At 66.9% G+C, this 15,147-nt stretch carries 14 protein-coding genes; 8 read left to right on the top strand and 6 right to left on the bottom strand.

The window, feature by feature from the left end:
- Positions 1-147 precede the first annotated feature (147 nt).
- Both WC815_22920 and WC815_22915 read right to left on the bottom strand, forming a co-directional pair.
- On the bottom strand, positions 148-1,533 hold the full coding sequence (locus WC815_22920) for a HAMP domain-containing sensor histidine kinase (protein MFA5911641.1): 1,386 nt from the start codon (positions 1,531-1,533) through the stop codon (positions 148-150).
- Positions 1,517-2,284, bottom strand: coding sequence for a response regulator transcription factor (locus WC815_22915; protein MFA5911640.1), 768 nt, complete (start codon positions 2,282-2,284; stop codon positions 1,517-1,519). The genes WC815_22920 and WC815_22915 overlap by 17 nt, the downstream gene beginning before the upstream one ends.
- Before the next feature lie 279 nt (positions 2,285-2,563).
- On the opposite strand from WC815_22915, the gene WC815_22910 reads away from it, so the two are divergent.
- Both WC815_22910 and WC815_22905 read left to right on the top strand, forming a co-directional pair.
- On the top strand, positions 2,564-3,094 hold the full coding sequence (locus WC815_22910; GenBank protein MFA5911639.1) for a hypothetical protein: 531 nt from the start codon (positions 2,564-2,566) through the stop codon (positions 3,092-3,094).
- A 29-nt stretch (positions 3,095-3,123) separates the two neighbouring features.
- The gene (locus WC815_22905; protein MFA5911638.1) at positions 3,124-3,987 is read left to right on the top strand and encodes a DUF1775 domain-containing protein; all 864 of its coding nucleotides are present in this window, start codon (positions 3,124-3,126) and stop codon (positions 3,985-3,987) included.
- Positions 3,988-4,029: 42 nt separating this feature from the next.
- Here WC815_22905 and WC815_22900 read toward each other — a convergent pair whose 3' ends face one another.
- From WC815_22900 to WC815_22890, 3 genes are all read right to left on the bottom strand, one after another.
- Positions 4,030-4,557: a hypothetical protein gene (locus WC815_22900; GenBank protein ID MFA5911637.1), complete on the bottom strand. Its 528-nt coding sequence runs from the start codon at positions 4,555-4,557 to the stop codon at positions 4,030-4,032.
- A gap of 50 nt (positions 4,558-4,607) precedes the next feature.
- A complete protein-coding gene (locus WC815_22895) occupies positions 4,608-6,317 on the bottom strand; it encodes a hypothetical protein (protein ID MFA5911636.1) in 1,710 nt (569 codons plus the stop codon).
- A 143-nt stretch (positions 6,318-6,460) separates the two neighbouring features.
- Positions 6,461-7,690, bottom strand: coding sequence for an efflux RND transporter periplasmic adaptor subunit (locus tag WC815_22890; GenBank protein ID MFA5911635.1), 1,230 nt, complete (start codon positions 7,688-7,690; stop codon positions 6,461-6,463).
- A gap of 61 nt (positions 7,691-7,751) precedes the next feature.
- On the opposite strand from WC815_22890, the gene WC815_22885 reads away from it, so the two are divergent.
- Genes WC815_22885 through WC815_22875 form a run of 3 tightly spaced genes read left to right on the top strand, consistent with a single transcriptional unit; the run spans position 7,752 to position 10,838 of the window.
- Positions 7,752-8,978 (top strand): ABC transporter permease, encoded by a 1,227-nt coding sequence (locus WC815_22885; protein MFA5911634.1) that lies wholly within the window; start codon positions 7,752-7,754, stop codon positions 8,976-8,978.
- A 1-nt stretch (position 8,979) separates the two neighbouring features.
- A complete protein-coding gene (locus WC815_22880; GenBank protein ID MFA5911633.1) occupies positions 8,980-10,251 on the top strand; it encodes an ABC transporter permease in 1,272 nt (423 codons plus the stop codon).
- 35 nt (positions 10,252-10,286) lie between these two features.
- Complete coding sequence (locus WC815_22875; GenBank protein ID MFA5911632.1) at positions 10,287-10,838, top strand: alpha/beta hydrolase; 552 nt, start codon at positions 10,287-10,289, stop codon at positions 10,836-10,838.
- A 72-nt stretch (positions 10,839-10,910) separates the two neighbouring features.
- On the opposite strand, the gene WC815_22870 is transcribed toward WC815_22875, so the two are convergent.
- The gene (locus tag WC815_22870) at positions 10,911-12,170 is read right to left on the bottom strand and encodes a hypothetical protein (protein MFA5911631.1); all 1,260 of its coding nucleotides are present in this window, start codon (positions 12,168-12,170) and stop codon (positions 10,911-10,913) included.
- 80 nt (positions 12,171-12,250) lie between these two features.
- Between WC815_22870 and WC815_22865 the strand changes: the two genes are divergently transcribed.
- From WC815_22865 to WC815_22855, 3 genes are all read left to right on the top strand, one after another.
- Positions 12,251-12,931 carry a hypothetical protein gene (locus WC815_22865; protein MFA5911630.1) on the top strand — a complete coding sequence of 227 codons (681 nt, stop codon included), beginning with the start codon at positions 12,251-12,253 and terminating at the stop codon, positions 12,929-12,931.
- A 24-nt stretch (positions 12,932-12,955) separates the two neighbouring features.
- The gene (locus WC815_22860) at positions 12,956-14,017 is read left to right on the top strand and encodes an SPFH and helix-turn-helix domain-containing protein (GenBank protein ID MFA5911629.1); all 1,062 of its coding nucleotides are present in this window, start codon (positions 12,956-12,958) and stop codon (positions 14,015-14,017) included.
- 90 nt (positions 14,018-14,107) lie between these two features.
- The gene (locus tag WC815_22855) at positions 14,108-15,118 is read left to right on the top strand and encodes a hypothetical protein (GenBank protein MFA5911628.1); all 1,011 of its coding nucleotides are present in this window, start codon (positions 14,108-14,110) and stop codon (positions 15,116-15,118) included.
- The last annotated feature ends 29 nt before the right edge of the window (positions 15,119-15,147 follow it).

The following is a 15,147-nucleotide window of genomic DNA, read 5'->3' as shown; positions in this document are numbered from 1 at the left end:
GATGCAAGCCGACGTCCACGGGGGCGCGCGAGCGTCCACATTCGGGTTAATGAAGATGTTTTAATCCGGCGGTCGCCAAATGGCCCCGGACGGTGCCGGGTATCTCTTCAGTGGCGCTGACGCTGAAGCGCACCAGACTGGCTGGGATCAGGACATCGGATTCGCCATTGGCAACGTGATCGACGCCGTCGTGCCGGCGCCCGGCCGGCTACTGATCACGACGTTGCCGCCGTGCGCATCGACAATGCGCTTCACGATCGCCAGGCCTAACCCCGATCGCGCTTGCGAAGTCTGGCTTCGTCCATGGACATGGCGATCAAACACGTGCGGCAGGAGATCGGCGGGAATGCCGTCGCCGCTGTCTGACACCGTCGCCACGACGGTCCCCTGATCGCGCCTGGCATCAATGCGGATCGTGCCGCCCGGCGGCGTGAATTCGACCGCATTCTCGCCAAGATTCAGCAGCAACTGTCGCAGCCGCACGGCGTTGCCCCAGACCTTCAGCCCGGGTTCGATAGTGGTGCGGCACGACACTCCATGCGCCTCGGCCAGTGCGCCCACCAGCTCGCCGGCTTCGGCAAACACTTCGCTGACGCTCACGGGATCCTGACGTGAGCCCGCCGAATCGGCGTCGGCGAGCGCGAGGTCACGCAGGTCCTGAAGCGTGGCGCTCAACGCGTTGACCTCGTCGGACAAGACGGCGAAGACCGGTTGTGCCTCTGCCGGCTGTGATTCGCGAGCGGTTTCGATGGTGCCCTTCATGACCGTCAGGGGCGTCTGCAGCTGGTGCGACACGTCCGCCGTGAATTCCTTCATGGTGTTGAAGGACGTGTTCAGCCGATCGAGCAGTTGGTTCACCGAGCCGGTCAGGCGCCTCACTTCAAGGTCGGGGGCGTGGAGGTCAACCCTCCGGGACAGGTCGGTCGCTTGAATAGACTCGAGAGCCGTGGCAATGCTGTCGATCGGCCGGAGCGCCCGCTTCGCGATCAGGAAGCCGCCAAAGCTGGTCACCAGGATCACGATGGGGATGAGGGCTGCGGAGGCGACGGCCACCACTTCCAACATCATGCCGACGTCGCCCAGCGGCCGTCCCAACTGAAGATAGGTGCCGTCCGGACGGGCCAGGGGCACACACGTGAACCGGACCGGCCCGCGCGCCAGAGATACGGTAAAGAACTGCTCGGTTGTGGCTCCTCTCGCCGCCGCATGGGTCAGAACTTCGTGGGCGCCGATGTCGGGCTCGACCTGGGCCAGGCGTGCCGAGCGGAACACCATCTGCCCATGCGCGTCGCGGACCATCAGGTATGGTGCCACGGCGCCCTGCTTATCAAGCGTCTGGAGCGCCGCCATGGGATCGGCGTTCGACGACAGTGTGGCGACAACGCGGCGGGCCTCTTCCTGAAGGTCGCCGTCGTGATGCGCGTAAAGCGTCTGCGCGAGCCAGGCATAGAGCAGCGTGGCGAACAGCCCCAAGGCCGACGCCACGACGAGCACGTTCCACAGGGTCGTGCGTGCCTTAAGCGTCGCGATCATCGGCAGCCTCCGCCGGGCGCAGTACGTAACCGACGCCGCGCACCGCATGGATGATCCGTGGTTCGCCCGCATCTTCCAGTTTTCGCCGCAGATGGTTGACGTAAACATCGATCACGTTCGTCATCCGGTCCCATGTGAAGTCCCAGACCTGCTCGCCAATCATGGCGCGCGTCAGAACCTGATCGACGTTTCGCATCAGGTACTCCAACAGCGCGAATTCCTTCTGGGTGAGCTCAACGCGCCGCGCCCCCCGATGGACAGACCGGCCAACGGGGTCCAGGAGCAGGTCGCCGACCGACAGGGTCAGCACCGCCGCAGGCTTCTGCCGCCGCAGCAGGGCCCGGACGCGGGCGCTGAGTTCGGCAAACTCGAATGGTTTCGTCAAGTAATCGTCCGCGCCGCTATCGAGTCCGCGGACGCGGTCTTCGGTGACGCCCCGCGCCGACAACATCAGGATGGGCACGGTCATGTTGCGTCGGCGGAGCTCGCGGCAGATCGCGAAACCATCGAGTCCTGGGAGGACGACGTCGAGAATGATCAGGTCAAACGGGTTGGACAGCGCAACGTCGAGTCCGATGGTGCCATTGTGCTCAACTCGGACCGTCAGGCTCAACTCCGTCAGATGCTTCGACAGCAGCGCCGACAGACGGACTTCATCCTCGACCACGAGTACGCGCGGCGCGCGCGTGGAGCTGCCGGCGTCCTTGTCATCCACCCAGGCATCTTTTCGGAAGCTGTCGGTGACGGACATTAATTCTTCTTCATGATTGCGAGCCGGCGAGGCCGGGTCACTTCGTCCCGGCAACCTTCGGGACGGCAACCCGCGCCGAGACGCTCGGATTCGTCATCAGGCCCGGCCGCAACCACGACCATGTTAGTTGTGCTCCCTGTCATGGCGCCGATGATAGCCCGCCGCGCTGACGCGGTGGCCGGAACAGCGCGCGGTTAACGACTTTTAATCACACGAGAAGCCTCGTCGACGTACGGTGTAAGAGAGGGCAGGCTCTCGGGTGAACAGAACATGAGCAGGATGGATGCGCGTTCGCAGCCGTGCCCGCCATGGGTGCCAGCGCATCCGCCGTCGGAGAACGGCAATCCGCTGGTCGACATGCAGACCATGGCGCACTCGTCACGGCGCGACGACCCGGGCATCGGCCTGCGCCACAACGGCCGCCAGGTGCTGACTTACGCCAACCCGCCCAGCACGTTCGATGATATGGAGAACGCAATGACGCGACGTAGTGTAGTGACTTCAGCGGCACTCTTGGTGCTGACGGCGATGGCCGCCAGCCGCGTCAGTGCTCATCCCGGACACGACCACAAGATCATGGGCACGGTGACCATGGCCGCGGTTGACCACGTGATGATCAAGGACCTGGACGGCAAGGAGTTCACGGTCACAATCAACAAAGACACCAAGTTCATGCGCGCCAGGAAGCCGATGAAAGCGACGGACATGAAGATGGGGATGCGGATCGTGATCACCGCCGTCACCGACGCCGACGACGACAAGTCGATTGCCACGGTGATCGAGCTCGGCCCCGACGTGGCCACCAAGTAACCGAAGCGGCGATGCCAAAGGACACTCCGATGAACACGACACTTTACGCCCTCGCCCTGCTGGTGGCCCTGCCATCGCTGGCCCTCGCGCACGTCGGCGTCCGCCCCCGCGAATCGAAGCCCGGCATCGAAGAGCGTTACTCCGTCCGCGTCCCGACCGAAGGCGCGGTGGCCACCACGTCCGTCCGGCTGGAAATTCCCGACGGGGTCACGGTGCTGGAGGTCGAGAAGATGGGTGGGGAGACCTTCGAGGTCGAGAAGAAGGGTGACCGCATCGTGGTGATTACCTGGAGGCGGAACATCCCACCCAAGGAGTCGGCCGACTTCTTCTTCAAGGCCCGGAACCCGGTGGCCGGGACGGAGATCGCCTGGAGGGCGCACCAGCACTTTGCCGATGGGACGATGACCGGCTGGGTGGAGCCGGCGGGCGGCAAACGCCCCGGTCCGGTGACGAAGTTGACCGACACGCCGGCCGCGCCGGCGCAGGGCGGGTCGGGTGACGCCGCGGCCGTCGAATCCTGGCTGAAAGGCTACGACGCCGCGTTTATGGCGAAAGATCTCGACCAGCTCGCCACCTTCTACCACCCGGACGTCACCATCTACGAAGGGACCGGCATCAACAACGGCTGGGCCGACTACCGAGACCGCCATCTCGGGCCGGAACTGAAGGCGTTCACGAACCTGCAGTTCGCGCACACCGAAACGAAAGTGACAATGATGCCGGGCGGTCAGTCCGCGTACGCGACGTCGCGCTACAACATCAAGGCGAAGATGGGCGAACGGGACCTCAACTCGGAGGGACTGGAGACGCTGGCCCTGATCAAGATGCCCGACGGCAACTGGAAGATCCGGCACTCGCACACGTCGAGCCGGCCGCGGCGGCCGGCCCAGTAAGGGCGGAGCGCACTATCGAGTCCGCCGACGGGCCGACGTCGCCTACTTGCTCGACACCCGCGTCCGCAGGGTCAGCACCAGGCGATCGAAGACGGCTTCGCCCTTCGCGAAGTCGTTCGTCGCGAACACTCCGGTGAGCACCACGAAGCGATCCGGCAGCCCGACGAACACCACCTTGACCCGCACGCCCTCGCCCTCGTAGACGCCTTCATAGGCCGGCGCCTGGTCGTCGTTGACGCGGAGCTGGTGACCTTCGCGCTTGCGATGCAGCAGCTTGTTCGGCCCCACCGCGTTCGATTCCCACCCGGCCGCATACGACACCGGATCGAGCGCGACGGAGGTCGGCCCCGACGTGATCTCCATCAACGCATCGCCGGCCAGCGTCTTCATCTGCAGGTCGGCGGGCGGGGTCTGCTCGTTCAACGTCCAGCCGGCGGGCACCATGATCTCGAAGTCCGCGGTGGGATGCACGTATCGACGCTCCGCCGACGCCAGGGCGTCTGGCCCCGGCGCCTGCGCCGCGACGGCGCCCTGCAGCACGAGCGCCAGCACTACCGCGAGGGCGCTCATGACCGCGTGCCTGTTCCGCGTGACCATCTCCGATCCACGTCCATCCGTGCCTACTTGCGGAGCTTCTTCAAGCACTCGGCCCGCTTCTTGTTCAGCTCGTCAAGCCGCTGTGCGATCAAGGCGTCCCACGAGCAGACCTGGAGCTGGAACCAGGCCGCGTTGACCGCGGCGCTGCCGGGCGTGGCCGCGGCGAGACTGGCGTTGAGCGCGTCGCAGCACGCCTTCGGCCCCCATTCCTGGCCTCCGGCCAACGACGAGAATGCCGAGCGCCAGCACGAGAACGCTTGCGTGCCGTCCGGCTTGATCGCCTGGCGGGAGCGAATGTTCACCTCGTACAACCCCTTTTCTGGCTGCAGGCACGCCTCGAGGCCGGGCGGGTCTGGTTGCGGAGGGGTCACCGGCGGGGTCTTGCGTTCCGCCTGGACCTTCGCGAGCCCCTGGTCGAGGGCGGCTTTCGCGGTCGCGTCCGCTGTCGTGCCGGCGGTCTTCGACGCCGCGGCGGTCGCGCGAAGGTGCGCGGCGTACTGTGTGGAGCCGCTGACCCGGTATTCGATGAGCTGCTGCGCCAGCGCGTCGAGCGACATGGCGTCTGGATCGACACCTCGCCACTTGAAGTAGTCGCGGGCCAGGGGGTGCGCGGCGATGGCCATTCGCTTGAGCAGGGGATCATCGAGGCGCGGATCCGTGAGGCGCCGCTTGAGCAGTTCGTTGAAGGCGGCCGAATTCTTCGGCGTCACCAGGCCCAACGTCTGCAGGATGCCCTGCAGCTCGTCTTCGTTCTTGAGGACGTTCGACCTGTTCACGCCAGGCAACGCGAATTGCTCGATGAGCCTGTCGGCGTGCTTTTCCTGCGCCCGCACGCTGGCTTTCGTCAGGAGCCTGGCGCGCAGCACCGGCGAGTCCAGCAAGGTCACCACCTCGCTGGGGGTCGGTCCACGGCCGTTGGCGAACCGGTACTCGCTCCAGATCGCCGACACCTCGTCGTACTTCACCTCGCGCCACTTGCCAGGTGCCGTTTGCAGCAGGGTGCGCTCGTCCTTCTTCTCGTTGATGAGCTCCTGGACCACTGGCAGCCCCTGGTCGTACAGGGACGTGCGGATGAACCCGAAGCCGCCGGCCGCGTCGAGACCTTGCCGCTGTTCCTCGCTGGGCGCGAACGTCCCGCCCCTGAGATCGACGACGTTCTTCGCAGTCCCGCGCACCGCGCCGGTGAGCTCGCTGGTCATCTGGCCGAGCAGTTCGAGCCCCTTGCCGATTCCAGGGATCTTCTCGCCGAAGGACTGCATGGCGACGCCAAGGCCCTTGAGGGCCACGAGGCTGCGGCGCCCGGCCGGTGTCAGGTTCGGGTCGCCCAGGATGGCGTCCACTTCGCTGATCAGGCCGACAGCCTGTGTGGCGTACGCGCTCGCCTTGCTGACCTTGCCAAAGGCGTCAAACGCCCGGTTCTTGGTGGCGTCTTCGAGCCGGGACTGGAATTCCTGCAGCTTGGCGCCAAACCCCGGCGTGAGGAAGGAACCGGTCTCGCGCGCGATTTCGGTGTAGGTGGCCAGGTCTTCGAACGCCGACGTGTAGGCGTTGCCGGCCTCGATGGTCGCGTTCAACACCTTCATCTTCTGTTCGTATTGCTCGGCCAGCGTCAGCTTCGGCTGGCTGTCGATCGCCTGGTAGACGGCCTCCAGCCCGCTGACGTCCTGGGGGGATGGGGTCCGCGAGTACGAAGGACTCGCCGCGGCGGCCACGAGCAGGGCCGCGAGCAGCATACGAGCGTAGCGGGGAGTTCGCATGACCCGGCCAGTGCATCGACCGTGCCGGGGCGGGGGCGTCGTTTTCAGGCGGAAATCGGCGCGGATCTCACGCCGCGGACGGCGCCGGCGAGGGGCGCTGGGGAGAATTCCCCGGCGCCTCAGCGGACACGAACGCGAACCCCGTCCTTGAGCTCCCGTAACGCCTGGAACGGCCCGGCGACGATCTCGGTGCCCTCGGCGACACCATCCACTTCAATCGTCAGGCCGCCGATGATGCCGGTGGTGATCGGCGTGAACTGGACGCCGCCGTCGCGCAGTACGAACACGCCGGTCTTGCCGTTCTGTTCGACCACGGCCTGCAGCGGCACGGTCAGCGCGTTCTTGCGCTCGGCCACCATGATCTCGGCGTCGCACGTGAGTCCCGGCCGCAACGCGGCGACCGCGCCGTCGAGCCGCACCTTGACGCGAAACTCGCGCGCCGCCGCTTGCGCGCCCACTTGCGGTAACGCGCTGGCGCCGATTTCCACCACCTTGCCGGTGAACTTCTGCAGAGGCAGGGCTTCCAGCGTGACGGTGGCCGGGAAGCCGTTCGACAACCGCATCACGTCCGCTTCGGCGACCTTCACTTCCGCGTTCACCGCGCTCAGGTCCGACACCGTCATCAGGATGGTGCCGGGCTGGTTCTGCACGCCCATTACGACCATCTCGCCTTGCTCCACATCCAGGCGCGTGACGACACCGTCAATCGGCGCGGTGATCTCGGTCTTCGACAGCGCGTCGCGGGCGCGGGTGCTCTCGGCGCGCCCCTGCGCAATGCGGCGCTCGGCGCCCGCCAGGGCCTGCCGCGCCTGGTCCAGCGTGGCGGTGGCCGCCGCGACCTGGGCGGTCGCCGTGGTGGCGGCCATGCTGGCCTTGTCGAAATCCGATTGCGGCAACAGTCCGGCCCGCTGCAGTTCCTGGGCGCGCGTCAACGACGCGCCGGCCTCAGCGGCGCGCGATCGCGCTTCGTCCAGCGAGGCCTGGGCGGCCCGCACCTGCGTGGCCGCCGCGCGCGCATCCGCTTCGAGCGCGCCCACCGACGCCGCCGCGGCATCCGCGGACGATGAGGCCTGCACCGGATCGATGCGCGCCAGCACCTGACCGGCCTTCACCGCATCGCCTTCCTTGACCATGAGGCCGACGAGCCGGCCCATTACCGCGGAGCCGATGTCGGCATAGCGGGTCGCGACGATCTCACCGGACGCCGTCACGAACGACTGCAACGCGTCCACGCGTGCGACCTTGGCGGTCTCCACCTGGACACCGGCGTTGCCCGAACGCATGGCATACATCGCCACGCTGCCCACCACCGCCAACACGCCAACACCAATCAAAACCCGACCGCGCATTATTGTCCCAAGACGCCATTCCGGGACGTTACGTCCCCGATCAGAGTCTAATGTAGTTGGTATGTGGCTCGAATCACTGCGGCAGGGCGCCGCCGCCCTTGCGGCATATCCCATGCGCTCCGCGCTTGGGGGCCTCGCCATTGCCGTCGCCGTCGCCACCATCGTCACCGTCGTCACCGCCCTTGACGGGGTCAGGCTCTACGCGGAGGCGACGACGGCGCGGACGTTTGGGTCGGATACGTTCGTGATCGGGCAGGTGGCGGGCGCGGGTCGCGTCTCGCGGCGAGAGTTGCAGGAGCAGTTGGCGCGCAACCCGCCGATCCGCCGGGCCGAACTGCGGTTTCTCAATCGCTACGCCGATGACGTCGCCCTGTATGCCCCGAGCGTGCAGACCCGGGCCGAGGTAACGGCGGGCGCGCGCAAGCTGGAAGACGCCATGGTGACCGGCACCACCTCGGCGCTGTCGGGCATCCGCGATCTCAACCTGGCGCGTGGCCGTTTCATTCTGCCGGCCGAGGATGTCGGCGGCGACGCCGTGGCCGTGATCGGTGCCGCGGTGACGGATGCGCTGTTCCCGACCGACGACCCGCTGACGCAATCGCTGCGCCTGGGCGGGCGGCGGTTCACCGTGGTCGGTGTCCAGGCCCGGCAGGGCAGTTCCGGAGCCGGATCGCTCGACAAGTACGTGTGGATTCCGCTGCGCGCCTATGAACGCGCGTTCGGGGCGCCACGGACGTTGCAGATCTTCGCGAAGGCGGCGCCGGGGCACGAGACGCTGGCGGCCGAGGATCGCGCGCGGGTGTCGCTGCGGGCGAAGCGCGCGTTGCGGCCGGGCGTGGCTGACAATTTCGACGTGCTCACCCCCGACGCGGCGCGGACCTTCGTGGCCTCGCTCTCCCAGCGCATCGGCGCCGCGGCCGGGCCGATCTCGTTGATGGCGCTGCTGGCCGCGATTGTCGTGGTCACCAACACGGTGCTGGTGTCGGTGACGCAGCGCACGCGCGAGATCGGCGTGCGCCGCGCGCTGGGTGCGCGGGCGGGCCGGATCGTGCAGGAGATTCTCGCGGAATCCCTGCTGCTGTCGATCGCCGGCGGCCTGGCGGGCGCGCTGGTCGCGTGGGCGTTCCTGACGACGCTCGAGGCCGCCCTCGACCTGCCGTTGCGGGTGGCACCGCAGACGCTGGTCCTGGCGCTGGTCGCGGCGGCCGGCAGCGGCCTGATCGCCGCCTGGTACCCGGCGACGCGGGCGGTGGCCCTCGACATCGTCAACGCCATCCGCGCGGAGTGACATGACGCCCCATCGTGCCACCCTGATCGACACGTTCAAGCTCGCGGCCACGCTCGCCATGGACTCGCTCCGCGCGCAGAAGGCCCGCTCCGCGCTGGCCATCCTCGGCGTCGTGATCGGCATTGTCACGGTGGTGCTGGTGTCGTCGACGCTGGTCGGGCTGCGCAACAGCGTGGCGTTGCTGTTCCGCGAGCTCGGCACCGACAACATCTTCGCCTACCACCTGAACGGCGAACCGTACGCGGCGCCGACCGAACTGGATGTCAAGAACCCGCAACTCAAGGTGGAGTACGTGCGCGAGCTGGAACGGCTGGGCCCCTCCATTCGCGAGGTCGGCGTCGAGCTGATCGTGCCGGCGGTCACCAGCACGCGCGTCATCACGGCGCGCGCCGGCGCCAACGAACTCGACACCGTCCTGGTCGAGGGCGTGTCGTCGAACTTCTTCGATGTGGTGGGCGCGGCGTTCCGGGCGGGACGGCCGTTCACGCCGACCGAAGAGCGGGCCCGCGGCCAGGTCGCGGTGATTGGCGCGAGCGTGGCGCGGGCGCTGTTTGGGTCCGACGCCGCCGTCGGCAAGTCGTTCCTGCTCGGCGGCGACCGCTACTTCGTGGTGGGTGAGCTCGAGAAGCGGCAGGGCACGTTCTTCGGCGAGAACCGCAACGACAGCGTGGTGGCCATCCCGGTGCCGACCGCGAAGCGCAAGTTCCCGGACGCGCGCAACATGGTGCTCTACATCCGCGCCCAGCCCGGCCTCCGCGATCAGGCGCGCGAAGAGGCCGAGACCATCCTGCGGCTGCTGCGCCACGTGCCGACCGGCGCGGCGAGCAACTTCTCCATGAACACGGCGGACCAGATCATCGCGCAGTTCGATGCCATCGGCGTCCAGATCTTCCTCGCCACCGTGGCGCTGGCCGCCATCAGCCTGGTGATTGGCGGCATCGGCATCGCCAACGTGATGGTGATCAGCGTGACCGAACGCACGCGCGAGATCGGGGTGCGGCTGGCGATTGGCGCGCGCCGGGCGGAGGTGCGCCGGCAGTTTCTCATCGAGGCGGCCATCCTGAGCGGAGCCGGAGGCGTGGCCGGCGTGACGCTGGCCACGGTGATCGGCTTGCTGGTCGCCGTTGTGGCGCCGTCGTTCCCGGCGGCGCCGCCGCTGTGGGCGGTGAGCGCCGGATTGATCACGTCGGTGATGGTCGGGGTGATCGCGGGCTACCTGCCGGCAAGGACCGCTTCGTCGCTGGATCCGGTGGAAGCCCTGCGCCACGAATAAGAACAACAGGAGACCTGTTAGTCTTCTAATGTCCTGTGCCGCGAGCGATCCTCATTCACGGAAACGGCGGCTGCACGGCCGCCGACATCTGGCTGCCGTGGCTCGAGCGCGAGCTCACCGCGCTGGGCGTGGACGTCATCAACCAGACCTTTCCGGACAACATCAAGGCCCGCGCGCAGTATTGGTTGCCACACCTGGATTCCCTCGGCGTCGACGAGAACACGATTCTGATCGGCCATTCATCCGGCGCCGTGGCGGCGATGCGATACGCGGAATCTCACCGTCTCCTGGGATCGATCCTGGTCGGGGTATGTCACACGGATCTCGGCGATGGCTTCGAGGCCGCCAGCGGGTATTACCGCGAACCATGGCACTGGCAGCGGATTCGCGACAACCAGCAATGGGTCGCGATCTACAACTCGACGGACGACCCGCACATTCCCATCGCCGAGGCGCGATTCATCGCCGCGCAATTAAAATGCAGCTATTTTGAATTCAGCGACCGGGGGCACTTCACGGATTCGCGGCAGTTCCCGGAAGTGGCGGACTTTCTCCGTCGGCGACTGGCCCAACTGAAACCGAAATAGCAGGAAGTCAGGAGAATGCTGTCCTTCTGATCTCCTCTCTCCTGTATTGATTTGGCCCTGGCGTCCCGACCGTTACTTGCCGATTTGGTCGGCCAGCTTCTGCCAGTCGGTCTGGCGGAACACCTCGTAGGTGGTCCACACGTCGAGGTTGCCCTTCTTGTCGCCGGTCGGCCGGCCTTCTTTCCAGGTCTTCTCGAGCGGCCTGAACCGGTGAGCGACGATGATCTGGGGCACGCTGCGCGGCAGCTGCGGATCGAAAAAGTCCGGGTTGCGCGTGACGAGCGGCAGGCATCTGGGCGTCGCCATGGCCACCAGGCCGCTCCCGGTCGCGTCGGTCGTGTCCTCGAGCAGGCAGGCCGCCCCGCCGCGCTCGGCGGGCGTCATCGCCGCGAGCTGATCCTCCGCGGCTTTCAGGCCGGCGAGGACACCGGCGAGGGCAGAGACTTTGAGGTCGCGAGACGCCGCCTTCTTCAGTCCGGCAATCGCGTCGGCTTCGTCGCGCTCCCAGTATCGCCGCTCGTGCTCGACCGCCGCCGCGCCCTTCGGCGCCATCTTGTCGATCGCCGCTTGGTACTTGGCCTGACGGGCGGCAGCCGCGGCGGGAGCCACAAACGCGTCGTACTGCCTCTGCTGGTCGGCGATGTAGCGCTCGGCGTTGACGGCGTCGGGCCGGCGCTTGGCGATGAAGGCCTTAAGGTAGCGCTCACGCGACACCGGCGTCCAGATCGGCCGTCCGTTCTTCGTGATGACCAGCATGTCGCCGTAGGCCGGGAACCCTCCGATCTCGGCGGTGCGAACCGGCTCGAGAAAGAACTCGCCGTCCTCATCGCCGGGCATGTTGACGCCGGAGCCCCTGGGCAGCCAGTTGACGTCGAGCATGATGTGCGGGGTCTCGTCGCCGATGTACCGCTCGCGCCGCTCCTGGCCGCCGGTCGTCCTGATGACCTCGTAGTGCTCGAAGCTGCCCATCATGATGGTGCCGCCGATCGGCTGGTTCTTCAGCTTCTTCGCGGAGGGGGAGTAGGCGGACGGCCCGAAGAGCGAGCCCGAGAGCGACGGGTCGACGCCCATCGGTGGGTTCCAGACCGGCGACGCCCGGAAAAGGTCGGCGATGTGCTGGAGCCGCGTCTTGAATGCGTTGGTGTCGGCGAGGGTGAAGCCGAGGATCTTAAGGTCACTCGGCGAAAGACCGTTGCAGGTCCATGGCCTCCATGTGCCCGGTTCGTTCGCCAGCGATCGGGTCGTCGTCTTCTGGCCGGCGGCGGGCAGCGCCGCGGCCAGCATCAGGACACCCACAATCACCCGAACGACGCCAGCCGCATTGATTGCCATGAGCCTGATTGTATGACCACTTCCATCTCCTGTTTTGATGTCACAATTCGACCGTGGATTGCCCGCGTTGCGTGTTGCCCATGGAATCGCACACCCTTGACGGCCATCTCGGACGGCCGGTGACGATTGAGCTCTGCGAACCGTGCCAGGCGATCTGGTTCGATGCCCGCGAAAACCTCCAGCTGACCCCGGGCTCGACGCTCCGGCTGTTCCGGGTCATCGGCGAGCACATCGCCAGGCCGCACGTTCCGGACGGCGACACCTCGAAGTGCCCGCGCTGCAAGGCCCGGCTGCGGCGCACGCAGGACATGCAGCGCGCCACCCGGTTCGAGTACTTCCGCTGCCCGAACGATCACGGCCGATTGACGGCCTTCTTCGACTTCCTGAAAGAGAAAGACTTCGTGCGGCCGCTGACGCCACAGCAGGTGGCGGAGCTGCGCAAGAACATCCAGTCGGTGAACTGCTCCAACTGCGGGGCGGCGATTGACCTGTCGAAGACCTCGGATTGCGCGCACTGCGGGTCGCCGCTGTCGATGCTCGACATGACGCAGGCCGAGACCCTCGTCACACAGCTACGCGGCGCCGATCGGGAACGGCCCGTCGATCCGGCGCTGCCGTTGGCGCTCGCCCGGGCGCGGCGGGAAGCAGACGAGGCCTTCAAGGGGTTGCCGCGCGATTCGGCCTGGCTTGAAGAAGGATTCTCGTTGGGATTGGTTGGTGCCGGTCTGAGCGCGCTGGCCCGGTTGCTGAAGGACCGGTAGGGCACCCCTTTAGGGGGTGCCTGCGTGGACTACAATCGCCGCATGGGCATCACCGACTTCTTCAAGGGCGAGTTCATCGACGTCATCGAGTGGACCGATGACTCCCGCGACACGCTGTCGTACCGGTTTCCGGATGACGACAAGGCCATCAAGAACGGCGCGCAGCTGATTGTCCGCGAGTCGCAGGTGGCGCAGTTCGTCTACCTCGGCGAGTTCGGCGACACCTTCCAGCCCGGCAAGCACACGCTGACCACCGACAACATCCCGATCCTCACCAAGTTGAAGGCGTGGAAGTACGCCTTCAACTCGCCGTTCAAGGCCGACGTCTACTACGTGATCACGCGGCTGTTCACCGGCAACAAGTGGGGCACCTCCAACCCGGTCATGCTGCGCGACGCCGACTTCGGCGTGGCCCGCGTCCGCGCCTTCGGGACCTACGACTTCAAGATCGTCGATCCCAGGATCTTCCTGCGCGAGGTCGCCGGCTCGGACCACAACTTCCGCCTCGACGAGTTCGCCGACACCATGCGGTCGCGCATCGTCAGCCTGTTCACCGACGCCATTGCCTCGGCGAAAATCCCGGTGCTCGACGTGGCGTCGCGCTACGCGGAGCTGGGCGACGCGCTGCTGCCGATGATCAACCCGGCGGTCTCCGCCAAGTACGGCCTGGCGATCACCAGCTTCATCGTCGAGAACGTGTCGGTGCCGCCGGAGGTGGAAGCGGCGCTCGACAAGCGCGCCAGCATGACCGCCATCGGCAACCTCAACGACTACGTGAAGTACCAGATGGGCAAGGGCATGGAGGCCGGCGGCGCCGGCGCCGGGGCCGCGGGGACGGCGGCGGAACTCGCCGTCGGCTTCGGCATCGCGCAGCAGATGATGCAGCAGGGCTTCGCCGGCGGTTCGGCCACGCCGACGGTGGCGGCCGCGCCCGACCTGCTCGGGCCCGCCGATGCCGCCAAGGCGCTCGGGGTCAGCGAAGCCGACGTGATGGCGGTGCTCGAATCCGGCGAGCTCAAGGGCAAGAAGATCGGGTCGTCGTGGCGCATCACGCGCGCGGCCCTCAACAGCTATCTCGCGGAGTAGCCCCTGGCTCCGGAGGTTTCGGCGCTCGAGAAGCACGCCTGCCCGGCGTGCGGCGCGCAGGCGGAGTGGAACCCGTCGAAACAGAAGCTCGTGTGCCCGTTCTGCGGCACCGAGTCGCCGTACCAGATCGATCGCGCCACCGGCCAGATGGTGGAGCGCGACCTGGCCACGGCCTTGCGCGACCTGCCCGAGGCCGAAAAGCGATACCAGGCCACGCGCCGCAGCGTGCAGTGCCAGAGCTGCCGCGCCGTGATGGTCTACCAAGCCGAGCGCGTCGGCCAGAACTGCGAGTTCTGCGGCTCGCCGGCGCTGGTCGCCTACGAAGAGATCCAGTCGCCCATTCGTCCGCAGGGCGTGCTGCCGTTCCGCATCGATCGCAGCCGCGTTCGCGACGACATCCGCCGCTGGTGGCGCAGCAAGTGGTTCGCGCCAGGCCGGCTCGCGAAGGCGGCCCTCGTGGACACCGTCAACAGCCTCTACATTCCGTACTGGACCTTCGATGCGAGCGCGCACTGCCCGTGGGAAGCCGAGGCCGGGCACTACTACTACGTCACCGTCCCGGGCCGCGACAGCAAGGGCCGTATGGTGATGCACCAGGAACGCCGCGTCCGCTGGGAGCCCGCGTCGGGCGTCGTCGACCACCTGTTCGACGATGAGCCGGTGCCGGGGACGACAGGGCTGCCGCTCGATCTGCTGAAGCAGGTCGAGCCGTTTCCCACGCAGGAACTGGTGCCCTACGACACCGCCTTCCTGTCGGGCCACGTCGTCGAGCACTACCAGGTGGTACTCACCGAGGCGTCGGAGCGGTCGCGGCAACAGATGCGCCAGGTGCTGGAGCAACTCTGCGCGGGCCAGGTGCCCGGCGACACCCATCGCAACCTCGCGATCCATCCGGTGTTTTCGGGGCAGACGTTCAAGCACATCCTGGTGCCGATCTGGCTGCTGACCTACGTCTTCGGATCGAAGTCGTATCACGTGCTCGTGAACGGCTCCACCGGCCGGATTGCCGGAAAGTATCCGATCAACTACTGGAAGGTCTTCGTCGTCGCCGTGGCGGTCGTGTTTGCCGTGATCCTGCTCATCCTCGCCAGCGAGAGTTGAGCCGTTGTCGCGGTTCCGCCCATAATGAG

It is taken from the genome of Vicinamibacterales bacterium (genome assembly GCA_041659285.1).
Lineage (GTDB): Bacteria > Acidobacteriota > Vicinamibacteria > Vicinamibacterales > UBA2999 > 12-FULL-67-14b.
Note: the sequence above shows the minus strand (reverse complement) of the source record. Positions and strands in the feature narration are given on the sequence as shown.

What these genes read in the sequence shown, in the direction of transcription:
- WC815_22915 (MFA5911640.1), bottom strand. Translation starts at nt 2,284, where the DNA reads ATGTCCGTCACCGACAGCTTCCGAAAAGATGCCTGGGTGGATGACAAG.
- WC815_22890 (MFA5911635.1), bottom strand. Translation starts at nt 7,690, where the DNA reads ATGCGCGGTCGGGTTTTGATTGGTGTTGGCGTGTTGGCGGTGGTGGGC.
- WC815_22885 (MFA5911634.1), top strand. Translation starts at nt 7,752, where the DNA reads ATGTGGCTCGAATCACTGCGGCAGGGCGCCGCCGCCCTTGCGGCATAT.
- WC815_22865 (MFA5911630.1), top strand. Translation starts at nt 12,251, where the DNA reads ATGGAATCGCACACCCTTGACGGCCATCTCGGACGGCCGGTGACGATT.
- WC815_22900 (MFA5911637.1), bottom strand. Translation starts at nt 4,557, where the DNA reads ATGAGCGCCCTCGCGGTAGTGCTGGCGCTCGTGCTGCAGGGCGCCGTC.
- WC815_22895 (MFA5911636.1), bottom strand. Translation starts at nt 6,317, where the DNA reads ATGCTGCTCGCGGCCCTGCTCGTGGCCGCCGCGGCGAGTCCTTCGTAC.
- WC815_22880 (MFA5911633.1), top strand. Translation starts at nt 8,980, where the DNA reads ATGACGCCCCATCGTGCCACCCTGATCGACACGTTCAAGCTCGCGGCC.
- WC815_22905 (MFA5911638.1), top strand. Translation starts at nt 3,124, where the DNA reads ATGAACACGACACTTTACGCCCTCGCCCTGCTGGTGGCCCTGCCATCG.
- WC815_22920 (MFA5911641.1), bottom strand. Translation starts at nt 1,533, where the DNA reads ATGATCGCGACGCTTAAGGCACGCACGACCCTGTGGAACGTGCTCGTC.
- WC815_22910 (MFA5911639.1), top strand. Translation starts at nt 2,564, where the DNA reads ATGGATGCGCGTTCGCAGCCGTGCCCGCCATGGGTGCCAGCGCATCCG.
- WC815_22870 (MFA5911631.1), bottom strand. Translation starts at nt 12,170, where the DNA reads ATGGCAATCAATGCGGCTGGCGTCGTTCGGGTGATTGTGGGTGTCCTG.